24 protein-coding genes are annotated in these 25,873 nt (G+C 73.1%); 6 read left to right on the top strand and 18 right to left on the bottom strand.

All coding sequences use genetic code 11. The features are described from left to right. Positions 1–1,093: class II 3-deoxy-7-phosphoheptulonate synthase (locus IEZ20_RS38945; protein WP_189307794.1), on the bottom strand; the 1,093-nt coding region annotated here is incomplete at its 3' end. Between the two features lie 107 nt (positions 1,094–1,200). On the opposite strand from IEZ20_RS38945, the gene IEZ20_RS40860 reads away from it, so the two are divergent. After that, complete coding sequence (locus IEZ20_RS40860; RefSeq protein WP_189307805.1) at positions 1,201–1,257, top strand: trp operon leader peptide; 57 nt, start codon at positions 1,201–1,203, stop codon at positions 1,255–1,257. Positions 1,258–1,372: 115 nt separating this feature from the next. Continuing rightward, positions 1,373–3,244: an anthranilate synthase family protein gene (locus tag IEZ20_RS38935; protein ID WP_189307792.1), complete on the top strand. Its 1,872-nt coding sequence runs from the start codon at positions 1,373–1,375 to the stop codon at positions 3,242–3,244. Positions 3,245–3,260: 16 nt separating this feature from the next. On the opposite strand, the gene IEZ20_RS38930 is transcribed toward IEZ20_RS38935, so the two are convergent. The 4 genes from IEZ20_RS38930 to IEZ20_RS38915 form a co-directional block, all read right to left on the bottom strand. Further along, positions 3,261–4,289 carry a 6-phosphofructokinase gene (locus IEZ20_RS38930; RefSeq protein WP_189307790.1) on the bottom strand — a complete coding sequence of 343 codons (1,029 nt, stop codon included), beginning with the start codon at positions 4,287–4,289 and terminating at the stop codon, positions 3,261–3,263. Between the two features lie 111 nt (positions 4,290–4,400). After that, on the bottom strand, positions 4,401–5,078 hold the full coding sequence (locus tag IEZ20_RS38925; protein WP_189307788.1) for a response regulator: 678 nt from the start codon (positions 5,076–5,078) through the stop codon (positions 4,401–4,403). Further along, the gene (gene macS, locus IEZ20_RS38920; RefSeq protein ID WP_373304051.1) at positions 5,075–6,289 is read right to left on the bottom strand and encodes a MacS family sensor histidine kinase; all 1,215 of its coding nucleotides are present in this window, start codon (positions 6,287–6,289) and stop codon (positions 5,075–5,077) included. Before macS ends, IEZ20_RS38925 begins: the two co-directional genes overlap by 4 nt. 106 nt (positions 6,290–6,395) lie before the next feature. Beyond that, on the bottom strand, positions 6,396–7,148 hold the full coding sequence (locus IEZ20_RS38915) for a lysophospholipid acyltransferase family protein (protein WP_189307801.1): 753 nt from the start codon (positions 7,146–7,148) through the stop codon (positions 6,396–6,398). A gap of 105 nt (positions 7,149–7,253) precedes the next feature. On the opposite strand from IEZ20_RS38915, the gene IEZ20_RS38910 reads away from it, so the two are divergent. Beyond that, positions 7,254–8,033: an alpha/beta hydrolase gene (locus IEZ20_RS38910; protein ID WP_189307786.1), complete on the top strand. Its 780-nt coding sequence runs from the start codon at positions 7,254–7,256 to the stop codon at positions 8,031–8,033. Continuing rightward, positions 8,026–8,742 carry a hypothetical protein gene (locus IEZ20_RS38905; RefSeq protein WP_189307784.1) on the top strand — a complete coding sequence of 239 codons (717 nt, stop codon included), beginning with the start codon at positions 8,026–8,028 and terminating at the stop codon, positions 8,740–8,742. Before IEZ20_RS38910 ends, IEZ20_RS38905 begins: the two co-directional genes overlap by 8 nt. 18 nt (positions 8,743–8,760) lie before the next feature. On the opposite strand, the gene IEZ20_RS38900 is transcribed toward IEZ20_RS38905, so the two are convergent. The 6 genes from IEZ20_RS38900 to IEZ20_RS38875 form a co-directional block, all read right to left on the bottom strand. Next, positions 8,761–9,504: an endonuclease/exonuclease/phosphatase family protein gene (locus tag IEZ20_RS38900; RefSeq protein WP_189307781.1), complete on the bottom strand. Its 744-nt coding sequence runs from the start codon at positions 9,502–9,504 to the stop codon at positions 8,761–8,763. A 77-nt stretch (positions 9,505–9,581) separates the two neighbouring features. Next, positions 9,582–10,535, bottom strand: coding sequence for an ROK family glucokinase (locus IEZ20_RS38895; RefSeq protein ID WP_189307779.1), 954 nt, complete (start codon positions 10,533–10,535; stop codon positions 9,582–9,584). A gap of 67 nt (positions 10,536–10,602) precedes the next feature. Beyond that, positions 10,603–11,103, bottom strand: a complete 501-nt coding sequence (locus IEZ20_RS38890; RefSeq protein ID WP_189307777.1) for a DUF5304 domain-containing protein — start codon at positions 11,101–11,103, stop codon at positions 10,603–10,605. Between the two features lie 56 nt (positions 11,104–11,159). Beyond that, complete coding sequence (locus IEZ20_RS38885) at positions 11,160–12,380, bottom strand: ArsA family ATPase (protein ID WP_189307774.1); 1,221 nt, start codon at positions 12,378–12,380, stop codon at positions 11,160–11,162. A 61-nt stretch (positions 12,381–12,441) separates the two neighbouring features. After that, a complete protein-coding gene (locus IEZ20_RS38880; RefSeq protein ID WP_229896497.1) occupies positions 12,442–12,963 on the bottom strand; it encodes an SRPBCC family protein in 522 nt (173 codons plus the stop codon). 122 nt (positions 12,964–13,085) lie between these two features. Continuing rightward, a complete protein-coding gene (locus IEZ20_RS38875) occupies positions 13,086–13,841 on the bottom strand; it encodes a metallophosphoesterase family protein (RefSeq protein WP_189307799.1) in 756 nt (251 codons plus the stop codon). Between the two features lie 374 nt (positions 13,842–14,215). On the opposite strand from IEZ20_RS38875, the gene IEZ20_RS38870 reads away from it, so the two are divergent. Continuing rightward, entirely contained in the window at positions 14,216–16,012 is a 1,797-nt protein-coding gene (locus IEZ20_RS38870) for an AMP-dependent synthetase/ligase (RefSeq protein WP_189307772.1), read from the top strand. A 13-nt stretch (positions 16,013–16,025) separates the two neighbouring features. On the opposite strand, the gene IEZ20_RS38865 is transcribed toward IEZ20_RS38870, so the two are convergent. Then, entirely contained in the window at positions 16,026–17,648 is a 1,623-nt protein-coding gene (locus tag IEZ20_RS38865) for a GMC oxidoreductase (RefSeq protein ID WP_189307770.1), read from the bottom strand. A 50-nt stretch (positions 17,649–17,698) separates the two neighbouring features. Beyond that, positions 17,699–18,841, bottom strand: a complete 1,143-nt coding sequence (locus tag IEZ20_RS38860) for a glycosyltransferase family 4 protein (RefSeq protein WP_189307768.1) — start codon at positions 18,839–18,841, stop codon at positions 17,699–17,701. A gap of 176 nt (positions 18,842–19,017) precedes the next feature. On the opposite strand from IEZ20_RS38860, the gene IEZ20_RS38855 reads away from it, so the two are divergent. Further along, a complete protein-coding gene (locus tag IEZ20_RS38855) occupies positions 19,018–20,253 on the top strand; it encodes a glycosyltransferase 87 family protein (RefSeq protein ID WP_189307766.1) in 1,236 nt (411 codons plus the stop codon). Positions 20,254–20,366: 113 nt separating this feature from the next. Here IEZ20_RS38855 and IEZ20_RS38850 read toward each other — a convergent pair whose 3' ends face one another. The 5 genes from IEZ20_RS38850 to IEZ20_RS38830 form a co-directional block, all read right to left on the bottom strand. Further along, positions 20,367–21,554, bottom strand: coding sequence for a hypothetical protein (locus IEZ20_RS38850; RefSeq protein ID WP_373304049.1), 1,188 nt, complete (start codon positions 21,552–21,554; stop codon positions 20,367–20,369). Between the two features lie 27 nt (positions 21,555–21,581). Continuing rightward, positions 21,582–22,589, bottom strand: a complete 1,008-nt coding sequence (locus tag IEZ20_RS38845; protein WP_189307764.1) for a C40 family peptidase — start codon at positions 22,587–22,589, stop codon at positions 21,582–21,584. A 272-nt stretch (positions 22,590–22,861) separates the two neighbouring features. Next, positions 22,862–23,902, bottom strand: coding sequence for a C40 family peptidase (locus IEZ20_RS38840; RefSeq protein WP_189307762.1), 1,041 nt, complete (start codon positions 23,900–23,902; stop codon positions 22,862–22,864). Positions 23,903–24,113: 211 nt separating this feature from the next. Beyond that, positions 24,114–25,457: an NYN domain-containing protein gene (locus IEZ20_RS38835; protein WP_189307760.1), complete on the bottom strand. Its 1,344-nt coding sequence runs from the start codon at positions 25,455–25,457 to the stop codon at positions 24,114–24,116. Positions 25,458–25,505: 48 nt separating this feature from the next. Then, positions 25,506–25,745 carry a hypothetical protein gene (locus IEZ20_RS38830; protein ID WP_014672226.1) on the bottom strand — a complete coding sequence of 80 codons (240 nt, stop codon included), beginning with the start codon at positions 25,743–25,745 and terminating at the stop codon, positions 25,506–25,508. Positions 25,746–25,873: the final 128 nt, after the last annotated feature.

The raw sequence follows: 25,873 nt of genomic DNA, 5'->3' as shown, positions 1-25,873 counted from the left end.
CGGAGGCCGCCTCGAAGGTGTTGCCGTGCATCGGGTCGGTCACCCAGGCCACCGTCGCGCCCGACGCCGTGACCTTCTCCACCAGCTCCGGGAGCCTGTCGCGGATCTTGCCGGCGCCCATGCGGACGATGAAGGTCAGCCGGCCCGGCTCCCGCTCGGGGTCGAGGCGGTCGATGTACCGCAGCGCCTCCTCGGCCGTCGTGGTCGGGCCGAGCTTGATGCCGATCGGATTGCGGATCTTCGAGGCGAACTCGATGTGCGCGTGGTCCATCTGCCGGGTGCGCTCACCGATCCACACCATGTGCGCGGAGACGTCGTACAGCTTGCCGGTGCGCGAGTCGACCCGGGTCAGGGCGGACTCGTAGTCCAGCAGCAGCGCCTCGTGCGAGGAGTAGAACTCGACGGTCTTGAACTCCTCCGGGTCGGTGCCGCAGGCCCGCATGAAGTTCAGCGCGTTGTCGATCTCCCGCGCCAGCTGCTCGTAGCGCTGGCCGGAGGGCGAGGTGCGCACGAAGTCCTGGTTCCAGGCGTGCACCTGGCGCAGGTCGGCGTAACCGCCGGTGGTGAAGGCGCGCACCAGGTTCAGCGTGGACGCCGAGGCGTGGTACATGCGCTTGAGCCGCTCGGGGTCCGGGATGCGGCTGGCCTCGGTGAAGTCGAAGCCGTTGACGGAGTCGCCCCGGTACACCGGGAGCGTCACGCCGTCGCGGGTCTCGGTCGGCTTGGAGCGGGGCTTGGAGTACTGGCCCGCGATCCGGCCGACCTTCACCACCGGCACGGAGGCCGCGTAGGTCAGCACGGCGCCCATCTGGAGCAGCGTCTTGAGCTTGTTGCGGATGTGGTCGGCGGACACCGCGTCGAAGGCCTCGGCGCAGTCGCCGCCCTGGAGGAGGAACGCCTCTCCCTTGGCGACGGCCGCCATCCGGGCGCGCAGCTGGTCGCACTCGCCCGCGAAGACGAGCGGCGGATACGACTCGAGGTCCGCGATCACTGCGCGCAGAGCCTCGGGGTCGGGGTACTCGGGCTGCTGCGCCGCGGGCAGGTCTCGCCAGGTGTTGCCAGCACTCGGGCTGGTCTTAGCGTTCACGGTCACCTCGTAAACATTACGGGGTCGAGTCCGGGGATTTTTCCCCCGGCTCGAAGAGTGAGACGGCGCGATCACCCCGCGGACGATCCGGTGGGTGCGGTAGGGTTCCTCGCATGTGCGCGCTGTCGATCCAGAACTGGTGGTGGACCGCTTCTCCGGCGGCCCGCTGATCGCGCGTACGACAGACTTCGCGAAGGCCGCCCGAGGGGCGGCCTTCGGCGTGTCCGGGGTCGTTCCTCACCGCAGTCGGCCGCATCGGCCGACCACACCGACGGAAGAGGAACCATGGATCTGGCCCAGCTGCTGCACGACCCCCGCCCCTTCGCCCTGCTCCGCCGCCGCACCCCGGGCCGCGACGAGAACCTGGTGGAGGTGCTGCTCGGCCCGGTGACCAGCCGGGACCGGCTCGCCGACCTGCCCGACGAGGGGCTCGCGCTCGTCCCGTTCCGGCAGATCCGCGAGCGCGGCTTCGACGTCCGCGACGACGGCACCCCGCTGCTGGTGCTGACCCCCGAGGAGTCGTACGAGATCCCGCTCGCCGAGGCGCTGGCACAGCTCCCCGCGCACGAGGTACGGGTGGAGGGCGGGGGCTTCGACGTCGGGGACGAGGAGTACGGCGAGATCGTCGGGCGGGTGCTGCGCGAGGAGATCGGCCGGGGGGAGGGCGCGAACTTCGTGATCCGGCGGACGTACGAGGGCGCGCTCCCCGGCTTCGGCCGCGCGGACGCGCTGGCGCTGTTCCGGCGGCTGCTGGCGGGCGAGCGGGGCGCGTACTGGACGTTCGTGGTGCACACCGGCGACCGGACGCTGGTGGGGGCGAGTCCGGAGGTGCACGTCCGGATGTCCGGCGGCACGGTCGTCATGAACCCGATCAGCGGGACGTACCGCTATCCCGCCGAGGGACCGACCCCCGAGCATCTGCTCGGCTTCCTCGCCGACGGCAAGGAGATCGAGGAACTGTCGATGGTCGTCGACGAGGAGCTGAAGATGATGTGCACCGTCGGCGACATGGGCGGGGTCGTCGTCGGGCCGCGGCTGAAGGAGATGGCGCACCTCGCGCACACCGAGTACGAGCTGCGCGGGAGGTCCTCCCTGGATGTGCGGGAGGTGCTGCGCGAGACGATGTTCGCGGCCACGGTGACCGGGTCGCCGGTGCAGAACGCGTGCCGGGTGATCGAGCGGTACGAGCCCCTCGGGCCGGACGGCGTCGGGCGCGGGTACTACGCCGGTGCGCTCGCGCTGCTGGGGCGGGACTTGGGGGGCGCGCAGACCCTGGACTCCCCCATCCTGATCCGTACCGCCGACATCTCCGCCGACGGGCGGCTGCGCGTGCCCGTCGGGGCGACGCTGGTGCGCGGCTCGGACCCGGCGGGCGAGGTCGCGGAGACGCACGCGAAGGCGGCGGGGGTGCTGGCGGCTCTCGGGGTGCGTCCGGGACGGCCGGCCGCGGAGTCGGTGCGGCCCCGGCTGGCCGACGATCCGCGGGTGCGGGCGGCCCTGGACGGGCGCCGCTCGTCGCTGGCGCCGTTCTGGCTGCGGATGCAGGAGCGGACGGGGGAACTGGACGGGCGCGCGCTGATCGTGGACGGCGAGGACACCTTCACCGCGATGCTGGCGCACGTGCTGCGGTCGAGCGGGCTGGACGTGGACGTCCGGCGGTACGACGAGCCGGGGCTGCGGGAGGCGGTGCTCGCGCACGAGGGCACGGTGGTGCTCGGACCCGGCCCCGGTGACCCCCGCGACCTGGGCGACCCCAAGATGCGGTTCCTGCGGGGCCTGGCCGCCGAGCTGATCCGGGGCCACCGGCACGGGGTGCTCGGCGTCTGCCTGGGGCACGAGCTGGTCGCGGCGGAGCTGGGGCTGGAGATCGTGCGGAAGCAGGTGCCGTACCAGGGGGCGCAGACGGAGATCGACCTGTTCGGGCGGCCGGAGACGGTCGGCTTCTACAACAGCTTCGTCGCGCGCTGCGACGAGGAGGCGGCCCGTGAGCTGGCGGCGCACGGGGTGGAGGTGAGCCGGGCGGAGAACGGCGAGGTGCACGCCCTGCGGGGTCCGGGGTTCGCGGGGGTGCAGTTCCATCCGGAGTCGGTCCTCACCCTGAACGGGGCGGCGGTCGTGCGGGACCTGGTCGGCCAGGTGCGCCGCACGACCGTGTAGCCCTGCGGGGCTGCCGTCAGCCGAAGAACACGCCCACCTCCTCGTAGAGCTTCGGGTCGACCGTCTTCAGTCTGGCGGTGGCGTCGGCGAGGGGGACGCGGACGATGTCGGTGCCGCGCAGGGCGACCATCTTCCCGAAGTCGCCCTCGCGGACGCAGTCGATGGCGTGGAGGCCGAAGCGGGTGGCGAGCCAGCGGTCGAAGGCGCTGGGGGTGCCGCCGCGCTGCACGTGTCCGAGGACCGTGGTGCGGGCCTCCTTGCCGGTGCGCTTCTCGATCTCCTTGGCGAGCCACTCGCCGACCCCGGAGAGCCGGACGTGCCCGAAGGAGTCCAGCGACTGGTCCTTCAGCACCATGTCGCCGTCCTTCGGCATGGCGCCCTCGGCGACGACCACGATCGGGGCGTACGACGCCCGGAAGCGGGAGGTCACCCAGTCGCAGACCTGGTCGACGTCGAAGCGCTGCTCGGGGATGAGGATGACGTTGGCGCCGCCGGCCAGGCCCGAGTGCAGGGCGATCCAGCCGGCGTGCCGGCCCATCACCTCCACCACCAGGACCCGCATGTGGGACTCGGCGGTGGTGTGCAGCCGGTCGATGGCCTCGGTGGCGATGTTGACGGCGGTGTCGAAGCCGAAGGTGTAGTCGGTGGCGGACAGGTCGTTGTCGATGGTCTTCGGCACGCCGACGCAGGGCACGCCGTACTCGCCGGACAGGCGGGCCGCGACGCCGAGGGTGTCCTCGCCGCCGATCGCGATCAGGGCCTGGATCTCCTGCTTGGCCAGGTTGTCCTTGATGCGCCGGATGCCGTCCTGCACCTTCAGGGGGTTGGTGCGCGAGGAGCCGAGGATGGTGCCGCCGCGGGGCAGGATGCCGCGTACCGCGGGGATGTCGAGGCGGATGGCGTCGCCTTCGAGGGGGCCGCGCCAGCCGTCCTTGAAGCCGACGAAGTCATAGCCGTACTCCTGCACGCCCTTGCGGACGACGCCCCGGATGACGGCGTTGAGCCCGGGGCAGTCGCCGCCTCCGGTCAGTACTCCGACCCGCATGGAAATGTCCCTTCACCGCGCTTGCCTGACGACCGGTCACGCTAATGGTGATTCAGGTCACACCGGGATAGGGCGGAAGGGTGATTTCGGTGCGTGGCGCCGGAAACCGGCCTACTCGTCGTCGAGTCCGCGTTCTATCGCGTACCGGACCAGCTCCACCCTGTTGTGCAACTGGAGCTTGCCGAGGGTGTTCTGCACGTGGTTCTGCACCGTGCGGTGGGAGATGACGAGGCGTTCGGCGATCTGCTTGTAGCTCAGGCCCTTCGCCACCAGCCGCAGCACCTCCGTCTCCCGGTCCGTCAGCCGGGGCGCGCCGGGCTCCTCGGCGTCCGGGGCGGACACGGGCTCGGCGGCCAGCCGGCGGTACTCGCCGAGGACCAGCCCGGCGAGGCCCGGCGTGAACACCGGGTCGCCGACGGCGGTGCGGCGCACCGCGTCCAGCAGTTCCTCGGTGGAGGCCGACTTCAGCAGATAGCCGGTCGCACCGGACTTCACGGCCTCCAGCACGTCCGCGTGCTCGCCGCTCGCCGACAGGACGAGGACCCGCAACGCCGGGTTGTGGCCCACGAGTTCCTTGCACACCTGGACGCCGGGCTTGGCGGGCAGGTTGAGGTCCAGCACGAGGACGTCGGGGGCGGCGGCCTTGGCGCGGCGGACCGCCTGCTCGCCGTCGCCGGCGGTGGCGACCACCTCGAAGCCGGACTCGGCCAGGTCGCGGGCGACCGCGTCCCGCCACATGGGGTGGTCGTCCACCACCATGACCTTGATCGGGTCCTGCTGCTGCGTCATCGCTGCTCCGCCTTCTTCCCCCGCGCCCGCGCGGCGCCCTTCGGTACCTTCAGTTCGACTTCCGTGCCCTGCCCGGGGACGGAGACGATCTCGGCGCTGCCGCCGAGGTCGCGCAGCCGGCCCCGGATCGACAGGGCCACCCCGAGCCGCCCCTCCCCCTCGGCCTGCGCGAGCCGTCCCTCGGGGATGCCGGGGCCGTCGTCCCGGACGGTGACGACGATCTCGTCCGGTTCGTCCTCGACCAGGATCCAGGCCCGCGCGTCCTCCCCGACGTGCCGGCGCACGTTGTCCAGGGCGGCGCCGACCGCGGCGGCCACCTCGCGGGCCGCGGCGGGCGGCAGCAGCACCGGGGCGCCGGGCTCGGCGAGGCTGACGTGGGCACGTGCGTAGCCGGCGAGCAGGGAGCGCAGGTCGACCGGTCCGGCCGGTGCGTCCTCGTCCGGCTCCTCGGCGGCGCGTACGACGGCTCCGGCGGAGGGGCCTTGCGGGAGCCGGGACACGGGCACCAGGCCGCCCGACACCAGCGTGCGCAGGGCCACCTCCTGCTCCCCGGCCAGCCGGCCCAGCTCGGCCGCCTCGCCGCCGAGGGCCGCGCCCCGGCGCTTGACCATGGCCAGCACCTGCAGCACGCCGTCGTGGATGTCCCGGGCCAGCCGCTCCCGCTCCCGGGTCGCGGCCTCGATCTCCAGTGCGCGGGCGAGGGTGCGCTCGGAGGCGCGGGCCACCTCCACGACGTAGCCGATGGCGATGGAGGCGACCCAGACGAGGATGACGTTGTGCACGGTGTCCCGGGCGGGGTGGCCGCGCTCGACCAGGTTGACGGCGGCGACGGCCGTGGAGGCGACGGCCGCCCAGCGCCAGCCGCCCTTGATGGCGAAGGCCAGCACCGCGCCGGCCGTCCATATCGACGGCAGCGTGGGACCGCCGCCCGCGATCCGCTCGTGGCTGTCGGCGACGGGGGTGAGGAGGATGCCGACGAGGGCGACGGTCAGGTCGGCGGCCAGGAACCGCCGGGTGCAGCCGGCCGCGCTCGTCACCTTGGGCAGGGTGGCGAGGGTCCACACGGCCAGGACGGCGTAGTAGCCGACGGCGACCCAGGGCCGCACGAAGTGGTCGTACGCGGTGGCGCACAGGCCGATGGCGTACAGCATGGTCAGGACGCGGTATCCGGCGAGCGCGCGCCACAGCGGCAGCTCGACCGACATCCTCATGACGCCCCGCTCGGCGGTTCGTCCGCCACCGGCGCGCCCTACGGCCGCCTCACGCTCGCGCTCGGGCATCTCCCCCGGTCCCCCCCGGCTCCCCGTGTCCCCCGGTCTACGACTCGTCCTGCTTCGTCCCGGCCTTCCCGGCCTTCTCCGCTTCCTTGGCCGCCTTCGCCGCCTTGGCCGCCTCGGCTATCTGGCGCTTGGCGGCGGTGGCGTACATGTCGACGTACTCCTGGCCGGACAGCTTCATGATCTCGTACATGACCTCGTCGGTCAGGGCGCGCAGCACGAAGCGGTCGTGCTCCATGCCCTGGTAGCGGCTGAAGTCCATGGGCTTGCCGATGCGGATGCCGGGCCGCATCAGCTTGGGCACGACCTTGCCGGGCGGCTGGATCTTCTCCGTGTCGATCATGGCGACCGGGATGACCGGCGCGCCGGTGGCGAGCGCCACGCGCGCGAGGCCGCCGGGCTTGCCCCGGTAGAGCCGCCCGTCCGGCGAGCGGGTGCCCTCCGGGTAGATCCCGAACAACTCACCGCGCTCCAGCACCTCGATGCCGCTGCGGATCGCCGCCTCACCGGCGCCGCGCGCCCCGGAGCGGTCCACCGGGAGCTGGCCGACGCCCTTGAAGAAGGCCGCGGTGAGGCGGCCCTTCACGCCCGGGGTGGTGAAGTACTCGGCCTTGGCGATGAAGGTGACCTTGCGGTCCAGCACGGCCGGCAGGAAGAACGAGTCCGAGAAGGACAGGTGATTGCTGGCCAGGATGGCCGGGCCCGTGGCCGGGATGTTCTCCAGGCCCTCCACCCAGGGCCTGAAGGCAACCTTCAGCGGCCCTCCGATGGCGACCTTCATCGTGCCGTACAACACCCGTGTGCCTCCTGGTTCCGTCGGAGAGACCTTAACCCGGAGCGCCGACAATGGGCCCGACGACCCTGGTCGGTGTCGGTGCGGTCGCGTACGGTGAAGCACATGCCAGTTCTCCCCGGAGCCGAGCCGTACCGCCACGAGGGCGGGGAGGTGGGGGTTCTCCTCTGCCACGGCTTCACCGGCTCACCCCAGTCGCTGCGCCCCTGGGCGGAGCACCACGCGGCCCGCGGTCTGACCGTGTCCCTGCCGCTGCTGCCCGGCCACGGCACCCGCTGGGAGGACATGCAGCTCACCACCTGGCAGGACTGGTACGCGGAGGTGGACCGCGAACTGCGCGTCCTCACCGAGCGCTGCTCCCGGGTCTTCGTCGCGGGCCTGTCGATGGGCGGGGCGCTGGCGCTCCGGCTCGCCGCCCGGCACAGCGGGCGGGTCGCGGGCGTGGTGGTCGTCAACCCGGCGAACCGGGTGCACGGCCTGTCGGCGTACGCCCTTCCGGTGGCCCGGCACCTCGTGCGGACGGCGAAGGGCATCGCCAGCGACATCGCCGAGCCGGGCGTGGCGGAGCTGGGGTACGACCGGGTGCCGCTGCACGCGGCGCACTCGCTGCGGATGTTCCTGCGCCGGCTGGACGGCGAGCTGCCCCAGGTCACCCAGCCGTTGCTGCTGCTGCGCAGCGCCCAGGACCACGTCGTGCCGGCGGCCGACTCGGCACGGGTGCTGAGCCGGGTGTCGTCCACGGACGTCACGGAGATCGTGCTGGAACACAGCTACCACGTGGCGACGTTGGACAAGGATGCGGACCGGGTCTTCGAGGAGAGCCTCGCCTTCATCGGCCGGCTCGCACCCATCGTCGGCAAGGAAGGGACGGCCGCAGTTGGCTGAGCACGACTCCGACCGTGAGGACCGCGAGGGCCGTGAGGACCGCGAGGGCCAGGACGGCCACGAGGCCCGCGAGCCGGACAGGCAGGAGGTGCCGTTCGACGAGGACGCCGCCTGGCGGGCCATCGTCGCCGGGTACGGCGAGGAGCCGCCGGACCCGCCGGGCGCCCGGCCGTTCAAGCCGGTGGAGGACCTCGCGCTGCTGGAGAAGAACACGGCGAAGAACCCGGTGGTGAACCCCGCGGCGAACCCTGCGGCGAATCCGGCGCAGGATCCGGTGGGGGACGCGGCGAAGGACGCCGTGAAGGACGCGGTGAAAGACACGGAGAGCGCCCCCGGCGGCGACACGGGGAACTCCGCCGCCCGGCCGCTGGGCGGCTCGGTCTCCTTCGCGCCCGGCGTCGGCCCCCGCGACTACAGCGTGGCCGAGCCGTCCGACGACGACTTCGACGAGGACGACGAGGGCCACTTCGTCCCGCCGGAGCCGCCGCCGCTGCCGGCCGCGGACACGACCGCCAGATTCGCCTGGCTCGGCGTGGCCGGCGGTCCCGTCCTGCTCCTGCTGGCGGTCCTGCTCGGCTGGGACATGACCTGGTGGCTGACGACCCTGGGCATCGGCGGCTTCCTCGGCGGCTTCGTGACGCTGGTGGCGCGGATGCGGACGGACGACGAGGAGGACGACGGCGACCCCGGACGCGGAGCGGTGGTCTGACCGGCCGGCGCGGTCGGCTCAGGCCGGGATCCTGAGGGCGGCGAGGACCGGGAGGTGGTCCGTGGCCGCCCTCAGGTCTGCCGGGCGCACCCCCGGCTGGTCCAGCGGGACGCCGCAGCCGAGGACCTCGATGCCCTGGGTGGCGAAGATCGCGTCGATGCGCTGGCGGGGGTCGGCGGGGGTGGAGGTGAACTCGCCGCCCCAGGGTGCGGTGGTACGGCAGTCCTGGAGGTCCTCGGCGAGCCGGCGGAAGGTGCGGCCGTCGGGGCGTTCGTTGAGGTCGCCGCCCGCGACCGCGTGCTCCACGCCGAGTCCGGCGAGCCGGTCGAGGAGCATCCCGCCCTGGTCGTGGCGCTCGTCCTGCCGGAGGGAGAGGTGGCAGCTGAGCACGCCGAGGCGGGCGCCGCCGAAGCGGACCACCGCCGTGGCGAAGCCGCGCCGGTGGAGGCCCGGGGTGAGGGGCAGCAGGACGTCCTCGGTGCGCTCGACGGTGGCGCGCAGACCGCACAGGATCGCCGGCCCCGCTGCCGTGGCGCCCCCGGTGAGGATGACCTGGCCGGAGGCCGCCGCGAGCCGGGCGAGCTTCTTGCGCCAGCGGAAGAAGCGGGGGGCCTCCTGGAGGAGGACCAGGTCCGGGGCGCAGGCGGTGATCACTCTGGCCAGGGCGGCGGTGTCGTCCCGCATCGAGCGGATGTTGTAGCTGAGGACGCGGACGACGGCGGAACCGTCGGGCTCCGTACGGGAGTTGGGCAGCAGCTCCATGTGGATCAATGTACGCCCGACGGAGCGGGGCGCGAGGCGTGGTGCGGCCCCGCGCCCCTGTGCGGGCACACTCGCCGTCACATGACGGGGTCGGGCTCCCGGGCCAGGTCCGCCGCGCCCACCAGGCCCGCCTTGTTGCCCAGCTGCGCCGCGATCACGTCGGCCATCGGGCGCCAGTTGGCGCCGACCAGCCAGCGCTTGTACGACGTGCGGATCGGGTCGAGGACCAGGTCGCCCTCGTCGGAGAGGCCGCCGCCGACGATGAACGCGGACGGGTCGAAGAGGGAGGCCAGATCGGCCAGGCCGGCACCGGCCCAGCGGGCCAGCTCCCGGTAGGAGTCCACGGCGACCGGGTCGCCCTGGCGGGCGGCCATGGAGATGTGCTTGCCCTCGATGCCGTCGGGGGTGCCGTCGCCGAGCGAGAGCAGGGTCTCGGCGCGCTCGGGGGTGGCGTTGGCGCGCTGCTTGGCGTAGCGGACCAGGGCGCGGCCGGAGGCGTACTGCTCCCAGCAGCCCTGCGAGCCGCAGCCGCAGAGCAGGCCGTCCGGGACCATCCGGATGTGGCCGAACTCGGCGGCCACGCCGAAGTGGCCGCGGCGCAGCTTGTTGCCGATGATGATGCCGCCGCCGAGACCGGTGCCGAGCGTGATGCAGATGACGTTGCGGTGGCCCTTGCCCGCGCCGAACTTGTACTCGCCCCAGGCGGCGGCGTTGGCGTCGTTCTCGACCACGACCGGGAGGCCGGTACGGGCCTGGACCTTCTCCTTGAGCGGCTCGTTGCGCCAGTCGATGTTCGGCGCGAAGTACACCGTGGACCGCTGCCGGTTGACGTAACCGGCCGCGCCGATGCCCACCCCGACGATCTCGTGCCCGGCGCGCGCACCCTCCACCGCCGAGGCGATGGCGTCCACGATGGCCTCGGGCGTGGTGGGGGTCGGCACCTTGAAGGTCGAGAGGATGTTGCCTTCCTCGTCGACCACGCCGGCCGCGATCTTCGTGCCGCCGATGTCGACGCCGATGGTGAGTCCCATGAATCCCTCAGTTTCGGTCGAGCCCCGCTACGGCCAACCGTACCCGAGGCCCTGCCGTGCGAGGGCTTCAGTCCAGGTCGATGCGTTCCCCCGGGCCGGTGCCCTCGCCCCCGTCGCGCCGGTCCGGCCGGTCGTCCGCGGGGCCGGCCGCCGGGTCGGCGGTGCGGGAGGTCCAGCGGTGTTCCTGGGCCTGGACGGCGGAGCGGTAGGCGGCGAGCAGCTCGCTGCCGGCCGCGGCCAGGTGGTCGAACACGTCCGGGTTGCGGTCTATGACCGGCTCGACGGCGGCCTTCGCCTGCTGGACGACCTGCCGCACCATCTGCTGGGCGGCGGGCCCGGCGAGGCCGCCGAGGAGCGGTGACGGGAGGCCGGACAGCTTGTCGGCCACCGTGTCCACGAGTTTCCTCAGTTCCTCGGCCGCGGAACCGGGGGGCGGGCCGTGCTCGGCGCGGCGGCGGGCCCGCTCGGCGTCGAGGTCCTCGGCGCAGGCCGTGGACCAGGCGTCGGCGTCGGTCGCCCTCGCCGGCTCCTCCTCGCGGGGGTCGGGTGCGGGGCGCTCTTCGCTCATGGCGGCTCCTGACTACGGTTCGCCCTTACGACGTTACCCGAACGGGGGTGCCGCGTTCACCGTCCCCGGGCGGGCCACAGGTCGGGGTCCGGGGCGAAGCGGATGCGCAGCTCGCCGTCCTGGAGTCCGGCTCCGGCGACGGTGCAGCGGCGCAGGGCGGAGGGCAGCGGAACGATCCGGCGGAAGGGGCCCGCGGTGATCAGGAGTTCGTCGCCGCGCCGGACGAGGTCGAGTTCGTCCCGTATCGCGCCGGGCAGCGGGAGGTGCCAGACGAGCACGCCGTCCTCGGCGATCCGGTCGGTGACGGGCCACTCGACCGGGGCGGTCGCCGGGTTGACGGCGGGTACGGCGAGGGCGGTGAGGTCGTCGGGGCCGTGCGGGTCGCGGCCGAGGTGCGGGACGGGGTGGACGTCGTAGGGCTCCTGCCAGTCGGCGAGCGTCTTGCGCTGCTGGGCGAGGAGCGACAGGAGGGGGGCGAAGGCCGGTGCGGGGTGGTCGTCGGGCGACGGGTGGGCGGGCCGGCCGTCCGGGACGGTCTCGGGCAGGGTGCGGTTGGCGATCAGGGCCTCGGTGGGCAGGCCGCGCAGGGCGAGGCCGAGGGTGGCGGTGCGGACGGCGTCGGCACCGGCCGGGCCGGGTTCGGCGACCAGGCGTACGGCGGTGTCCCGGTCGGTGAGGACGGCGTCGACGGCGGCCAGCTCGACGTCCCAGCGGGCCGCCGTCTCGTACAGCCAGTCGGCGGGCATGGGGACGCCGGCCAGCCGGCCGAGGACCGGGCGCAGGGCGCGGGCGGCCTGCCGCTCGGGCGGCAGCAGGCGGCGCAGGTAGCGGCGCAGCTCCTCGGGGAGGCCGAGCAGGGCGAGGGCCTGCGGCAGGGGAGGGAGGTCGACGACGAGGAGGTCGTAGCGCTCACAGAGGGCCGCGTCCCGCAGGGCGCGCAGGAAGGACAGTTCCTCGGCGCCGGGCAGCGGGGTGACCTCCTCGGCGTCCAGGCGGGCGGCGCCGAGGAGGTCGAGGACGTTCGCGGCGCGGGTCTGGAAGGCGGTGAGGTCCTGCCGGAAGCGTGCGGCGGCATCGGGCCGCCAGGCGGTGAGGTGCCCGGTGACCTCGGTGGGGGCCGGTCCTGTCGCGGTGCCCAGGGCCGCGCCGAGGGTGTCGGTGCGGTCGGCGCCGAGCAGGAGGGTGCGGGTGCCCTCGGCCGCGGCGCGCAGTGCGGTGGCGGCGGCGACGGTCGTACGCCCGCTGCCGCCCGGGCCCGTGATCAGGATGGTGCGCATGAGGGTGAACGCTACCGCCGTGCACGGGAATCAGCCGGAGCGACTGCTCCTGCCCCGGCTCCTACACCAGCTTCGGACCCGGCCCCTGCTCCGGTGCCGGCTCCTGCCCCGCCTCGTGCTCCGGTGCCGACTCCGGCTCCTGCTCCGGTCCCGTCTCCACCCGCTTCTTCAGGCCCGCCAGCGCCCGGTCGATGATGACCTTCTCCGCCTTGCGCTTGATCATGCCGAGCATGGGGATCTTGACGTCGACGGTGAGCCGGTAGGTGACCTCGGTGGCGCCCGCGCCCGCCGGCCTCAGCGCGTAGGAGCCGTCGAGGGAGCGGAGCATCTGGGACTTGACCAGGGTCCAGGAGACCTGGTCGGCACCCGTCCAGGTGTAGGCGAGGGTCTGGTCGTCCTTGATGGCACCGGCGTCCATGACGAGGCGCACCTGCTCGGCGCGGCCCTGCTCGTCGGTGGCGAGGACCTCCGCCTCCTTCACCTCGCCGGTCCAGTCCGGGTAGCGGGCGAAGTCGGCGATCACCGCCATGACGTCGGCCGGAGCCGCCTCGATCGTGATGCTCGAACTGGTGTGTTCCGCCATCGCCGTGGCTCCTCCAGATGCGGGCCGGTGGGAGAGATCCGCGTGCGCCGGTCTGCGCACGTGTGTGCAGCGTGAAGGCTACCGCGCCACCGGCCCGCCGCCTTCACCGCGCCCGCCGGGCCTCACCATTCCAGTGCCCAGGGCGTGCCGGTCCCGGCGAAGTGCCCCACGTTCACACACTCGGTGGCGCCGATCCGCATCCGGCGCGCCAGCGGCTGGTGGACGTGCCCGAACAGCGCGTACCGCGGCCGGGTGCGGCGGATGGCGTCCAGCAGGGCCCGGCTGCCCCGCTCGAAGCGGCGGGCCACGGTGTCGTAGACCAGCTCGGGCACCTCCGGCGGGATGTGGGTGCACAGCACGTCGACCTCGCCGACGGCCTCGATCTTCGCCGCGTACTCCTCGTCGCTGATCTCGAACGGCGTGCGCATCGGGGTGCGCAGCCCGCCGCCGACGAAGCCGAAGACACGGCCGCCGATCTCCACCCGCTGTCCGTCGAGGACGGTGGTGCCGGGCCGGACGTACTCCGGCCACAGCCGCGGCATGTCGACATTGCCGTAGGTGGCGTACGTCGGTGTGGGGAACGCGGCGAACAGCTCGGCGTACTGCTTGCGCACGGCCGCCTCGATGGCGGTGGCCCGGTCGGCGCCGATGCCGGCCCACAGCCGGGCGCCGAACGCGCGGGCCTCCTCGAAGCGGCGGGCGGTGCGCAGTTCCACGATGCGGTCGGCGTTCTCCTTGCCGAACAGGTCCGGGAAGATGCCGCGCGAGTGGTCGGCGTAGTCGAGGAAGAGGACGAGGTCGCCGAGGCAGATCAGGGCGTCCGCGCCGTCGCCGGCCCGGGCCAGGTCACGGGCGTTGCCGTGCACGTCGCTGACCACGTGGACGCGGGTCCGTCGGTCGCCGGTGCGTGTGGAAGCCATGACGATCAAGCGTAGGCGGAGCGGTGCACCTGTGAACAGTGCCGGTCCAACCTGCGGTTACTCGCCGGTCGGTCAGGCCGTGGACTACTGTGCGCGAAGGAACGCCCACGTGTGTGACGCAGCGAACATCTCGCCGGGACCCCCTGTCGTAGACGCCATACCGGCGGGTAACGTCCGGGCAGTCCAGTCGTGCTCTGGTTTTCAACATGTGAATCCTCATGTGCATCCTCATGTGGTTCGTCATGCTGATCCGGAGCACTCGCCCGAGCCTTGGACCGCACCGTCGCATCGCACAACGTCGTGGCGCCGGCGCCCTAAGAGGAGCAGCAGTCTTGCGCGAGTTCAGCCTTCCGGCTTTGTACGAGGTCCCTGCGGACGGCAATCTGACCGACATCGTCCGCAGAAACGCCGCGCAGCATCCCGACGTCGCCGTCATCGCCCGCAAGGTGGCCGGTGCCTGGCAGGACGTGTCGGCGCGGGAGTTCCTGGCCGAGGTGCACGCCGCCGCCAAGGGCCTCATCGCCTCCGGCGTGCAGCCGGGCGACCGGGTGGGCCTGATGTCCCGCACGCGGTACGAGTGGACGCTGCTCGACTTCGCGATCTGGAGCGCGGGCGCGATCACCGTGCCGGTGTACGAGACCAGCTCGCCGGAGCAGGTGCAGTGGATCCTCAGCGACTCGGGCGCGACGGCCTGCGTCACCGAGCTGGCGGGCCACACGGCCGCCGTCGAGTCGGTCCGCGACCGGCTGCCCGCGCTCAAGCACGTCTGGCAGATCGAGGCCGGCGGCGTGGAGGAGCTGGGGCGCCTCGGACTGGACGTCAGCGACGCGACGGTGGAGGAACGCAGCTCGCTGGCGCGGGCCGACGACCCGGCGACCATCGTCTACACGAGCGGCACCACCGGGCGCCCCAAGGGCTGTGTGCTCACCCACCGCAGCTTCTTCGCCGAGTGCGGGAACGTCGTGGAGCGGCTGCGTCCGCTGTTCCGCACCGGTGAGTGCTCGGTCCTGCTCTTCCTTCCGCTCGCCCATGTCTTCGGGCGGCTGGTGCAGGTGGCGCCGATGATGGCGCCGATCAAGCTGGGCTGCGTCCCGGACATCAAGAACCTCACCGACGAGCTGGCCGCGTTCCGGCCGACGCTGATCCTCGGTGTGCCGCGGGTCTTCGAGAAGGTCTACAACTCGGCGCGGGCCAAGGCGCAGGCCGACGGCAAGGGCGCGGTCTTCGACAAGGCGGCGGACACCGCGATCGCCTACAGCAAGGCGCTGGACAGCCCGTCGGGCCCGTCCTTCGGCCTGAAGCTCAAGCACAAGGTGTTCGACAAGCTGGTCTACAGCAAGCTGCGCGCGGTCCTCGGCGGCCGGGGCGAGTACGCCATCTCCGGCGGTGCCCCGCTGGGCGAGCGGCTCGGGCACTTCTTCCGGGGCATCGGCTTCTCGGTGCTGGAGGGCTACGGCCTGACCGAGTCCTGTGCGGCGACCGCGTTCAACCCCTGGGACCGGCAGAAGATCGGCACGGTCGGCCAGCCGCTGCCCGGCTCGGTGGTCCGCATCGCCGACGACGGCGAGGTGCTGCTGCACGGCGAGCACCTGTTCAAGGAGTACTGGAACAACCCGGGCGCGACCGCGGAGGCGCTGGCCGACGGCTGGTTCCACACCGGTGACATCGGCACCCTGGACGAGGACGGCTACCTCAGGATCACCGGCCGGAAGAAGGAGATCATCGTCACGGCGGGCGGCAAGAACGTGGCCCCGGCGGTGATCGAGGACCGGATCCGGGCGCACGCGCTGGTCGCGGAGTGCATGGTGGTGGGCGACGGGCGGCCGTTCGTGGGCGCGCTGGTCACCATCGACGAGGAGTTCCTGGGCCGTTGGGCCGCCGAGCACGGCAAGCCGACGGGCTCCACCGCGGCGTCGCTGAAGGACGACCCGGATCTGAACGCCGCGATCCAGACGGCCGTGGACGACGGCAACGCCGCGGTGTCGAAGGCGGAATCGGTGCGGAAGTTCCGCATTCTGTCCTCCCAGTTCACGGAGGAGTCGGGCCACCTCACCCCGTCGCTGAAGCTGAAGCGGAACGTGGTGGCGAAGGACTACGCGGACGAGATCGAGGCGATCTACGCCAAGTGATCCCGGCGGTGCCTCATGGCGCGGTGTCCTCGGCGAGGACCCGCGCCATCGTGCGTTCGGCGAGCGCGGTGATGGTGACGAAGGGGTTCACGCCGATCGAGCCGGGCACGAGCGAGCCGTCGGTGACGTAGAGCTTCGTGTACCCCTTCACCCGGCCGTAGCCGTCGGTCGCCCTGCCCAGCACACAGCCGCCGAGCGGGTGGTAGGTGAAGTCGTCGGCGAAGACCTTGCCGGACGAGCCGAAGAGGTCGTACCGGTAGACGGTGGCGTTGGCCGCGTTGACGCGGTCGAAGAGCTTCCTGGCCATGGCGACCGACACGGCGCTCTGGTCGGCGGTCCAGCCGAGTCTCACCGCGCCGGACGAGCTGTCGTACGTGAACGACGCCCGCTCGGGGTTCCTGGTGATCGCCAGGTACAGGCTGATCCAGTGCTCGAAGCCCATGGGCAGCGGGGCGATCTCCGCGAAGACCGGGTTGTCGGGGTTGGCCCAGTCGTCGATGCCCATGACGGGCATGGTGGCCTGGTCGGCGCCGACGGTGTCCCACACGTGGTTGGCGCGGCCGAGCATGGTGTTGCCGTTGGTGCCCCAGCCCGCGCCGACGGCCGGGGCGAGGTCGGGCAGGGTGCCGGTGTCCCGGGCGCGGACGAGGAGTTCGGTGGTGCCGAGGCTGCCGCCGGCCAGGAACAGGTAGGTGCAGCCGTACTGCTTCCGCTCCACGACCGCGCCGGTGGCGTCGATCCGGTCGGCGGTCAGGACGTACGACCCGTCGCCCGCCCGGCCGACCGAGGTGACCTTCTCCAGGGTGTGGATGGTGACGTTGCCGGTGCCGAGGGCGGCGGCCAGGTAGGTCTTGTCGAGGCTGCGCTTGCCGTGGTTGTTGCCGTAGATGACCTCGCCCGCGAGCGCGGACCTGGTGGCGGTGCCGGCGGCCTCGCGCTGCATGTAGCCGAAGTCGTAGACGTTCGGCACGAAGGTGGTGCGCAGGCCGGCGCTGGCGGCGGCCTTCCGGGAGGTCCGGGTGAACCGGTACCACTCGGTCGACTCGAACCAGGCCGGGTCGATCGAGTTGACGCCGAGCATGGCGCGGGCGCGCGGGAAGTACGTGCCGTACATGTCGTCGGCGTCGACGCCCGGGAACTGCTCGGTGAAGTAGGAGCGGGGCGGGGTGACGGCCATGCCGCCGTTGACCAGGGAGCCGCCGCCGACGCCGCGGCCGACGTAGACGGACATGTGGTCGTGGTGCACCCGGTCCAGGACGCCCGGGTAGGGGCTGATGGCCCGGTTGACCACGTCCAGCCAGAGGAAGGTGGCGAGCGGGGCCTCGGTGCGGCTGCGGAACCACATGGAGCGCCGGTCGGGGGCGGTGGTGGAGCAGAAGACCCTGCCGTCGGCGCCGGCGGTGTCCCAGAGGCCTCCCATCTCCAGCACGAGGGTGCGGATGCCGGCCTGGCCGAGGCGGAGGGCGGCGACCGCGCCGCCGTAGCCGGAGCCGACGACGATCGCCGGGGCGCTGTCCGCGGGGGCGGGTTCCGCCGCGCGGGCGGACTGGAGGCCGATGCGGGTGAAACCGAGGGTGGCGGCGGTCTGCAGCGCGGCCACACCCAGGATCTGACGTCTCGTCAGTTGTGGTGTCATGTGCGCAGCATGGGCGGACTTTCGGGTTCCGCCTAGGGTGCCGGCACGGTTCAGAGCAACGCCTTCAGCCTCTCCGCCAGCAGGTCCCAGCGCCACTTCTCCTCGACCCACCGCCGGCCCCGTTCACCCATCCTGCGGCGCAGCTCGGGGTCCTGGAGCAGGGCCACGACCCGCTCGGCCGTCTGCTCGGCCGAGCCGCCCCGGACCACCCAGCCCGTCTCGCCCTCCAGGACCGCGTCCGGGGCGCCGCCGGAGTCGCCCGCGACGACCGGCAGGCCCGTCGCGGAGGCCTCCAGGTAGACGATGCCGAGGCCCTCCACGTCCAGGCCGCCGCGGCGGGTGCGGCAGGGCATGGCGAAGACGTCGCCGGCGCCGTAGTGGGCGGGCAGCTCGGACCAGGGCACGGCGCCGGTGAAGCGGACCGAGCCGGCGACACCGGTCTCGTCCGCCATCCGGCGCAGGTCCTTCTCGTACGGGCCGCCGCCGACGATCAGCAGGACGGTGTCCGGTTCGGCGGCGAGGATGCGGGGCATGGCCCGGATCAGCGTGTCCTGGCCCTTGCGCGGCACCAGCCGGGAGACGCAGACGACCACCGGGCGGTCGGTCAGGCCGAGCCGCGCGCGGACCTCGTCGCCGCCGGAGCCGGGGTGGAAGGTCTTCTCGTCGACCCCCGGGGGCAGCTGCACCATCCGCGCGGCCGCCTGGGGGGTGAGCGCGGTCGCTATCCGGGAGCGGGTGTACTCGCCGAGGTAGGTGATCGTGTCCGTGGACTCGCCGATCCGGCGCAGCAGCTGCCGGGCGGCGGGCAGCTGGGCCCAGCCGGCCTCGTGGCCGTGGGTGGTGGCCACCAGCCGCTCGGCGCCGGCCCTGCGCAGCGCGGGTGCCATCAGGCCGAGCGGGGCCGCCGCACCGAACCACACGGAGGTGCACCCGTGCTCACGCAGCAGCCCGGCCGCCCGCCGGGTGGCCTGCGGGGTGGGCAGCAGCATGGTCGCACGGTCCCGTACGACGGTGAAGGGCTGCTCGGCGTCGAAGGCGGCGGTGGCCTCGGTCCCCTCCCGGCCGCGCTTCCAGGTGGAGGCGTAGACGACCAGCCGGCCGGGGTCCAGGCGGAGGGCCATGTTGTGCAGGAAGGCCTGGATACCGCCCGGCCGGGGCGGGAAGTCGTTGGTGACGATCAGGGTCTTGTGCATCGCCGCCGACCCTACCGAATGGGCCGTCCGCGGCCGGGCCCGGCCGAGTCTGTGGCCCGCGCACAGGCGCGCAGGACATCATGGTCGCTCGAAGCGGATTCGAACGGCACGGCGATCGACGGCACGGCGGTCGACGCCAGGGCGATCGGCGCGGGAATCGGACGGCAGGGGATCACGTGGAGACGAAGGGTGCCGGGCGGTCCCCGGCCTGGCTGCTCGGGACCTGGGGCGTCACTCGTGCGGTGCTGCTGCTCTTCGTCTTCCGGGTGTACGCCTTCCCGGGCCCCGACGTCACCTCGGACGTGTCGGTGATCTACCGGGGCTGGTACGAGGTCCTGCGGCAAGGAACGTTTCCGCTGGACGACGTGACCTGGCAGTACCCGCCGGCCGCGGCGCTGCCGGTCCTCTCCCCCGCCGTGCTGCCCTTCCTGTCGTACCCGCACGCCTTCTTCGTGCTGGCCTGCCTCGCCGACGCCGTCGTGCTGGCGCTGCTGGTGTGCGCGGGGCGGCGGACCGGACGGTCGCCGCGCGGGGCCTGGGTGTGGGTGGCGGGCGTGCCGCTGCTGGGCCCCACGGTCTACGCCCGCTACGACGTGATGGTGACCGCGGTGGCCGTGGCGGCGCTGCTCGCCGGATCCCGGCGCCCGCGGGTGATGGGGGCGCTGGCGGCGGCGGGGGCGCTGCTGAAGGTGTGGCCGGCGCTGCTGCTGGTCGGTGCCGTGCGCCGGCGGGCGTGGGCGTCGGCGGTGGTGACCGCGGCGGGCCTGGCGCTGCTGTTCGCGGTGTCCATGCCGGGGGCGTTCGCGTTCCTGACCTTCCAGCGGGACCGGGGCACCGAGGTGGAGTCGCTGGGCGCGCTGGTCTTCCACGTGGCCCGGCACTTCGGCTGGCGGGGCGAGGTGCTGCTGAACTACGGGTCGATCGAGTTCCTGGGCCCGTACGTGGACCGGGTCAGCACGGCCGCGCTGGCGCTGACCGGGGCCGCGTTCGGCTGGCTGCTGCTGTGGCGGGTGCGCGCGGCCCGCTTCGAGCCGCACACCCTCGCCGACGCGGCGCTGACGGCGGTGCTGCTGTTCACGGTGACCAGCCGGGTGATCAGCCCGCAGTACCTGGTGTGGCTGGTCGGCCTGGCCGCCGTGTGCCTGACACACCGGGCGAGCCGGATGGGGGCGCCCGCGCTGCTGGTCCTCCTCGCGTCCTTCGTGACGGTCCTGGAGTTCCCGCTCGGTTTCTCGCACGTGGTGACGAGCGACTGGTACGGCGTGACGCTGCTGGCGGTGCGCAACGGCCTGCTGGTCGCGGCCACGGTCACGGCGGCCCGCCGGCTGTGGCGGGCGACCGTCCCGCCGGCCGCGGCCTCCCCCTTCCCGCCTCAGGCCGCCCGCGCGAAGGAGACGCCCGTCTCCTCCTGACGCCGGGCCCGCCGGCCAGGTCCGCTTCGACACGGTCCCGGCCTTCCTGCGGCACCTGGACGACCCCGCCGGGCAGGCCGAGCGGGAGTGGCTGCGCGAGGCCGGCGGGGTGCTCAGCCGAGCTGGTGCGTGACGTACGCGCGCCAGCGGGCGGTGAACTCCCGCGGTGTCGTCCCGAGCACCTTCTCCAGGGCCTCCTCGACCGCGCCCGCCCGCCTCGGGTGGGCGCCGACGGACCGGTAGAAGGCGTCGAGCCGGGCGGTGCCCCACCGGTCGGCGATCATCCGGCAGGCCAGCCAGCCGCCCTCGTAGGCCCGCGCCAGCTTCGCCGGCTCGCGGGTGAAGCCGAAGTCCTGGTCGGCGGGGAGCTGTTGGGGCACCTCGCCGTCCCGGACGGCACGGGCGAGTTCCGGGGCGGCCTCGGCCGGGGTGCGGCCGGTGCCGAGGTAGCCGATCCAGTCGGCGTAGCCCTCGGAGAGCCACAGCGGGGTGGCGGCGGTGGTGCGTGCCCGGGTGGCGACATGGGTCGTCTCATGGGTGAGGACGACCTGCTTGCCGGCGTCGCCGAGCAGGGCGTACGCCTCCGGGTTGACCACCACCCGGTCCGCCGGAGCCCGGCCCGTCCCTCCGGCCTCGCCGGTCGTGACGGCGGCGATGCCCCGGTAGTCGGCGGCCGGAGAGCCCAGCAGCGACGCCATGCCCGCCAGGGACCGCGGGACCAGCACGACGACCCGGCGGCTCCAGTCGGTGCCCCAGGCCCCGGAGACGGCCGGGACCGCCCGGTCGGCCAGCCGGGCGTACGTCCTCAGGTCGGCGGCGGAGGCGCCGGTGCCGAGCACCAGGCTGTGCGCGCCCCTGACCGCGGTCACCGTGCCCTGGTCCCACAGCTGCTGCCCGGTCTTCCCGGCGGGCTCGTCGGCGGTGACGTACCAGCGGCCGTCGGCGGTGCGGGCCAGGGTGAGGGTGCGGCGGGTGCCGACGGGGGCCCGGTCGTAGCCGGCGACCCGGTAGCGCAGCTCGGCGTCGGCGGTGGCCCCCGAGGCGGTGCGGCGCAGGGCACCGACCCGGTAGCTCCAGGAGGCCAGCGGGAGCGCGCGCAGCCGGGTGTAGTCGCCGCGGGCGCCGGTGGTGCCGTACGCCGTCTCGTCGTGGCCGAGGAGGGCCGCCGCGCGCCGGTCGAGGACCTGCTGCACCTCGGCGCGCGCGGAGTCGGTCGCGGTCGGCCGGTCGCACCCGGTCAGCGGCAGCAGCAGACCGAGCCCCACGGCTCCGATGCTCCACGCCCGCCTGCGACCAGCCACGCGCCGATCGTACGGTGCCGGGCGCGGTCAGGGCCGGGTGACCGAGGAGACCGGCATCATCCCGACCGGGTCGTAGCGCACCGGGGCGCCGGGGTAGGGCGCGTGGATGACCTGGCCGTTGCCCGCGTACATCGCCACATGGCTGGCGTCGGAGCGGTAGACGACCAGGTCGCCGGGGCGGGCCTGGGAGAGCGGGACCTGCCGGCCGGCGAACCGCTGTTCCTGCGAGGTGCGCGGCAGATGGATGCCGGCGTGCGCGTACGCCCACTGCATGAGGCCCGAACAGTCGAAGCCGGAGGGGCCGTTGGCGCCCCACACGTAGGGGCGGCCGAGGGCCGAGCGGGCGGCGGCCAGGGCGGCAGCGGCGCGGCCCTCGGGGGCGGCGGCGCCGGTCGGCTCGGGCAGGTCCGCGCGGCTGCCGCGGGAGGCCCGGTCGTAGGCGGCGCGCTCACCGGCGGGCAGGGCGTTGATCAGCTGCCGGGCCCGGGCGAGCTTCCGCTCCACGGTCCGCTTGTGCGCGGCCACCGCCTTGCGGCTGCGCTCCAGCTCGGCGAGGGTCCCGGCCGCCTCCGCGCGCTCCTGGGCGAGCGCGCGCAGCACGGACTGCAACTCCCTGAGCCGGCCTGCCTGCCGGGCGCCGATGCGGTCGAGCGTGGACGCCTTGTCCAGGTAGTCGTCCGGGTCCGCGGAGAAGAGCAGGGCGACCGCCGGATCGATGCCGCCGGAGCGGTACTGGGCGCCCGCGAGGGAACCGAGCTGCTCGCGCAGCTCGTTGACGCGCTGCTGCTGCCGGGCGATGTGGTCCTGGGTGTCCCGGATCTCCCGGCGCAGCCGGCCGGCGTTCTCGTCGGCCTTGTCGTAGGCCTGGGTCGCCTTCTCGGCCTCCTCGTACAGGCGGTCCACCTCGGCCCGGGTGTCGGCGCCGGGCGCGGCCTGCGCCGGTACGGCGCCGAGCGCGGCCGCGGCCGACAACACGCACAGGGCGAGGGCGCCACGGTCGAATCCGGGCGGTGCAAGGCGGCGATGGGACCCCACGGCAGTCCTTCTGCTGGCGGACACAGACCGTTCCCCGGCGCGCGGGGACGGGGAGGCCCCGGCGCCGGGGAAACGCGGCAGACAGTAGCCGTGCGGAGGGGCCCGGACCAAAGACCTCCGGGTCAACACAGGGTGACGCCCCGCCGCTGACGCAGGTCACCGGCGGGGCGTGGAGTCATCCCGGGTCCCGGGGATTCGCCCGTTCGGGCGCCCCCGTGTCCGTGTGTCGGTCCGTGTACCGGGCCGTGTGGCGTGTCCGTGGGGGCCGGGGGTCAGACCCGGACGCCCCACATGAACGGGCCGCCGATCGTGCTCATGGACTCGTAACGGACCACCGTGCCGGTGCGCGGGGCGTGCAGGACCTGGCCGTTGCCCGCGTAGAGGCCGACGTGGTGCAGGTCGTTGAAGAAGAAGACCAGGTCGCCGACCTTCAGGTCGTTGACCGAAGTGATCCTCGTACCGATCTGCGACTGCGCCTCGGCGGTGCGCGGGATGGAGACGCCGGCCTGGGCGTAGGCCCAGGAGGTCAGGCCCGAGCAGTCGAAGGAGGAGGGGCCGGTGGCGCCGTAGACGTAGGGCGAGCCGAGCCGGGTCTGGGCGGCGGCGAAGGCCGCCTGGGCGCGGTTGGAGGCGGGCGGGGCGTCGCCGAGGTCCACGCGCTCGGTGGAGGAGCGGTTGGCGCGCTGCTCCTTCTCGGCGAGCTGCGCCTTCTCCTTGGCGGTCAGGGTGTTCAGGAGCTTCTGCGCCTCGGCGAGCTTGCCCTGGACTTCCTTCTTCTTGTTGCCCAGTTCGGTGCGGGTGGCGGAGAGGTCCTTGAGCTTCTCGGTGGCCTCGGCCCGCTCCTGGGCGAGTTCGCGCTGTTTGTCCTGGATCTTCTTCAGCGCGTCGACCTGCTGGCTGCTCAACTGGTCGAGCGTGGACGCCTTGTCGAGGTAGTCGTCCGGGTCGGAGGAGAGGAAGAGCTGCACCGAGGCGTCGATGCCGCCGGAGCGGTACTGGGCGGTGGCCAGCGAACCCAGGCCGTCGCGCAGCTTGTTGAGCTCCTCCTGGCCGCGGGCGACGTTGTCCTGGATGGTGGCTATTTCCTTCTGCAGCTTCTGCTGCTTCTCCTTGGCGCCGTTGTACTTCTCGGTCGCCTGCTCCGCCTGCTCGTAGAGCTTGTCGACCTTCGCCTTGACCTCGTCCTTGCCGAGCTTCTCGCTCGGCGCGGCGTTGGCGGCGTTGGCGCTGAGCGCGACGGCAGCGGCGGCAGCGGTGGTGAGCACGGTCACGCGAGTGCGGCTCGGCTGCTTGGGTCGACGGTGGGACGCCACGGAGGACGAACTCCTTCTTGTGAGTGATCACCCGTTCGGAGGTTCGAGCCCAGACCCTAGTGACCCAGTTGTGATCAGTTCAAATCCCACAGCAAAAAATCTCGTCACGCAATGCATTCTTTGCACACAACTCACCTGCAGTGAGACCTGCTTGACACTACGTTGCGTGACGATACGGTCAATTCGGGCATTGCCTCTGCCCGTTGGACCTTCAGGACAGTCGCTTGAGAAGCACCGCAGAGGCCACCGGTCGGGCACCCGCCCGCGCGACCCCGTCGGCGACCTCCCGGTCGGTGGAGGCGACGATGACCGGACGCCCCGGCGGCTCGGCGCGCACCAGCTGGCGGATCAGCTCGTCGGCCGTGACGCCCGGCTTGGAGAACAGCACCCGCACCCCGCGCGGCGGCGCGAGCAGCACCGGCGCGGCGAGTTCGGCGCCGTCGAAGACACACGTCACCTCGGCCCCGGTCTGCGCGGCGAGCGCCGACAACTGGCCCAGCAGCCGCAACCGCTGCTTCTCCAGCGGCATCTGCGGATAGCCGGTCTTGGTCACGTTGTACCCGTCGACGACCAGATGCGCCTGCGGCAGCGCCAGCAGCTGGTCGAGGATGGCCGGGTCGTTCTCGGACAGCGCGCGGGCGGCGATGTCCTTCGGGGTCATCCGGCCCGGCTCGACCGCGTCCACCGTCTCGGCGGGGCGCACCGACACCGGAGGCAGGGCGAGTTCGCGCCGGAGCCCCTGGGTCGCGTCCAGCAGGGTGTCGAGCAGCAGCCGCACCCGCATGTCCTCCACGCTGCGGCCCTCGCGCGCGGCCCTGCGGGTGGCCTCCAGCGCGGCCTCGGCCTCGCCCAGGCGGGCCTTGAGCCGGCGCGCCTCGCTCTCCGCGGCCGACACCTGCGTCTGCGCCTCGGTGCGCACGGTGTCCATCTCGCCCTGCGCCTTGCGCAGCGCGGCCTCGCCCCGCTTGACGTCGCTGAGGGCGGCGCGCAGCTTGCGGTGAAGCGATTCCGCTTCCTTCCGGGCCGACTCCAGCTCCGCGCGCAGCCGTTCGGTCTCGGCGCGGGTGTGCTCCCGGGCCTGCGCCAACTCCGTCCGCAGCCGCTCCAGTTCGGCCCGGCTCTCCTCGTCGGCGCGCTCGGCGTCCGCGCGCTGGGCCTCCTCGCCGGCCGCGGTGACCAGCTTCACCCAGCCCGCCGGGCGCAGCACGTAGGCGGCGGCCGCCACGTCGAGCGGGTCCGCGGCCGGGGGCGGGGAGCCGGAGTCGAGGGCGCCGCAGAGTTCCGGCTGGGCCTCCCTGTACTTCTCCCCGATCCGCTGCCGGAACAGCGGATCGGTCTCCAGCGCCGCCGCCATCGCGTTCCCGGCGAACTTCGCCCGGCGATTGGGGGCGAACCGGGCGTACTGTCTCAGCTGGGCGGGCAGTTCCGCCACGGTCAGCCCGCCGAAGCCGTCCGACACGATCTGTACGACACGCCGGCGCACGCCGTCGGGCAGCGGACGGTCAAGCACCTCAGCGGTGCCGTCGCCCGGCCCCCCGCCTGCGGTCTCCACCATCCGTCACACCCCAATACCGGAAAAAAGCCTCCCCGGGGGCCGCTCCGCTCAGGAGCCGGCGCCCGGCCTGTCCACGAGTTCCACCTGGTCCACCGCGTTGCACCAGCGACAGCGCACCGATTCGATGGTCTCACTGACCACCTCGCGCTCCTCCACGGTCGGCTCGCCGGCCAGGTCGAGGTGGACGTACTCGACGACCTTCGACGAGCGGGTGACGTCGAACCGGGTGAGGTTGCCGCAGAGGGTGCAGCGCCATCGTGTCGTGGCCGTCGGCAGGGGAACCGTCATGGTGACTGTTCTCTTCCTTCTCGTGTCGGTCCGCGCCGTCCCCCGACGCGTGTGGCTCGTAACCCTACGGCCTGCCGGGGACTCGCCGCCCGTCTGTTCACGGCGGCGAGGCGGTCTGTCAGCTTGCG

Source organism: Streptomyces cinerochromogenes, assembly GCF_014648635.1.
Classification (GTDB): Bacteria; Actinomycetota; Actinomycetes; order Streptomycetales; family Streptomycetaceae; genus Streptomyces; species Streptomyces cinerochromogenes.
The sequence above is the reverse complement of the archived record's forward strand: the minus strand, read 5'-3'. Positions and strand labels throughout refer to the sequence as shown.

What these genes read in the sequence shown, in the direction of transcription:
- IEZ20_RS38880 (WP_229896497.1), bottom strand. Translation starts at nt 12,963, where the DNA reads ATGGCGGAACACACCAGTTCGAGCATCACGATCGAGGCGGCTCCGGCC.
- IEZ20_RS38865 (WP_189307770.1), bottom strand. Translation starts at nt 17,648, where the DNA reads ATGACACCACAACTGACGAGACGTCAGATCCTGGGTGTGGCCGCGCTG.
- IEZ20_RS38860 (WP_189307768.1), bottom strand. Translation starts at nt 18,841, where the DNA reads ATGCACAAGACCCTGATCGTCACCAACGACTTCCCGCCCCGGCCGGGC.
- IEZ20_RS38910 (WP_189307786.1), top strand. Translation starts at nt 7,254, where the DNA reads ATGCCAGTTCTCCCCGGAGCCGAGCCGTACCGCCACGAGGGCGGGGAG.
- IEZ20_RS38930 (WP_189307790.1), bottom strand. Translation starts at nt 4,289, where the DNA reads ATGCGGGTCGGAGTACTGACCGGAGGCGGCGACTGCCCCGGGCTCAAC.
- IEZ20_RS38890 (WP_189307777.1), bottom strand. Translation starts at nt 11,103, where the DNA reads ATGAGCGAAGAGCGCCCCGCACCCGACCCCCGCGAGGAGGAGCCGGCG.
- IEZ20_RS38900 (WP_189307781.1), bottom strand. Translation starts at nt 9,504, where the DNA reads ATGGAGCTGCTGCCCAACTCCCGTACGGAGCCCGACGGTTCCGCCGTC.
- IEZ20_RS38835 (WP_189307760.1), bottom strand. Translation starts at nt 25,457, where the DNA reads ATGGTGGAGACCGCAGGCGGGGGGCCGGGCGACGGCACCGCTGAGGTG.
- IEZ20_RS38830 (WP_014672226.1), bottom strand. Translation starts at nt 25,745, where the DNA reads ATGACGGTTCCCCTGCCGACGGCCACGACACGATGGCGCTGCACCCTC.
- IEZ20_RS38895 (WP_189307779.1), bottom strand. Translation starts at nt 10,535, where the DNA reads ATGGGACTCACCATCGGCGTCGACATCGGCGGCACGAAGATCGCGGCC.
- IEZ20_RS38885 (WP_189307774.1), bottom strand. Translation starts at nt 12,380, where the DNA reads ATGCGCACCATCCTGATCACGGGCCCGGGCGGCAGCGGGCGTACGACC.
- IEZ20_RS38935 (WP_189307792.1), top strand. Translation starts at nt 1,373, where the DNA reads ATGGATCTGGCCCAGCTGCTGCACGACCCCCGCCCCTTCGCCCTGCTC.
- IEZ20_RS38925 (WP_189307788.1), bottom strand. Translation starts at nt 5,078, where the DNA reads ATGACGCAGCAGCAGGACCCGATCAAGGTCATGGTGGTGGACGACCAC.
- macS (WP_373304051.1), bottom strand. Translation starts at nt 6,289, where the DNA reads ATGAGGATGTCGGTCGAGCTGCCGCTGTGGCGCGCGCTCGCCGGATAC.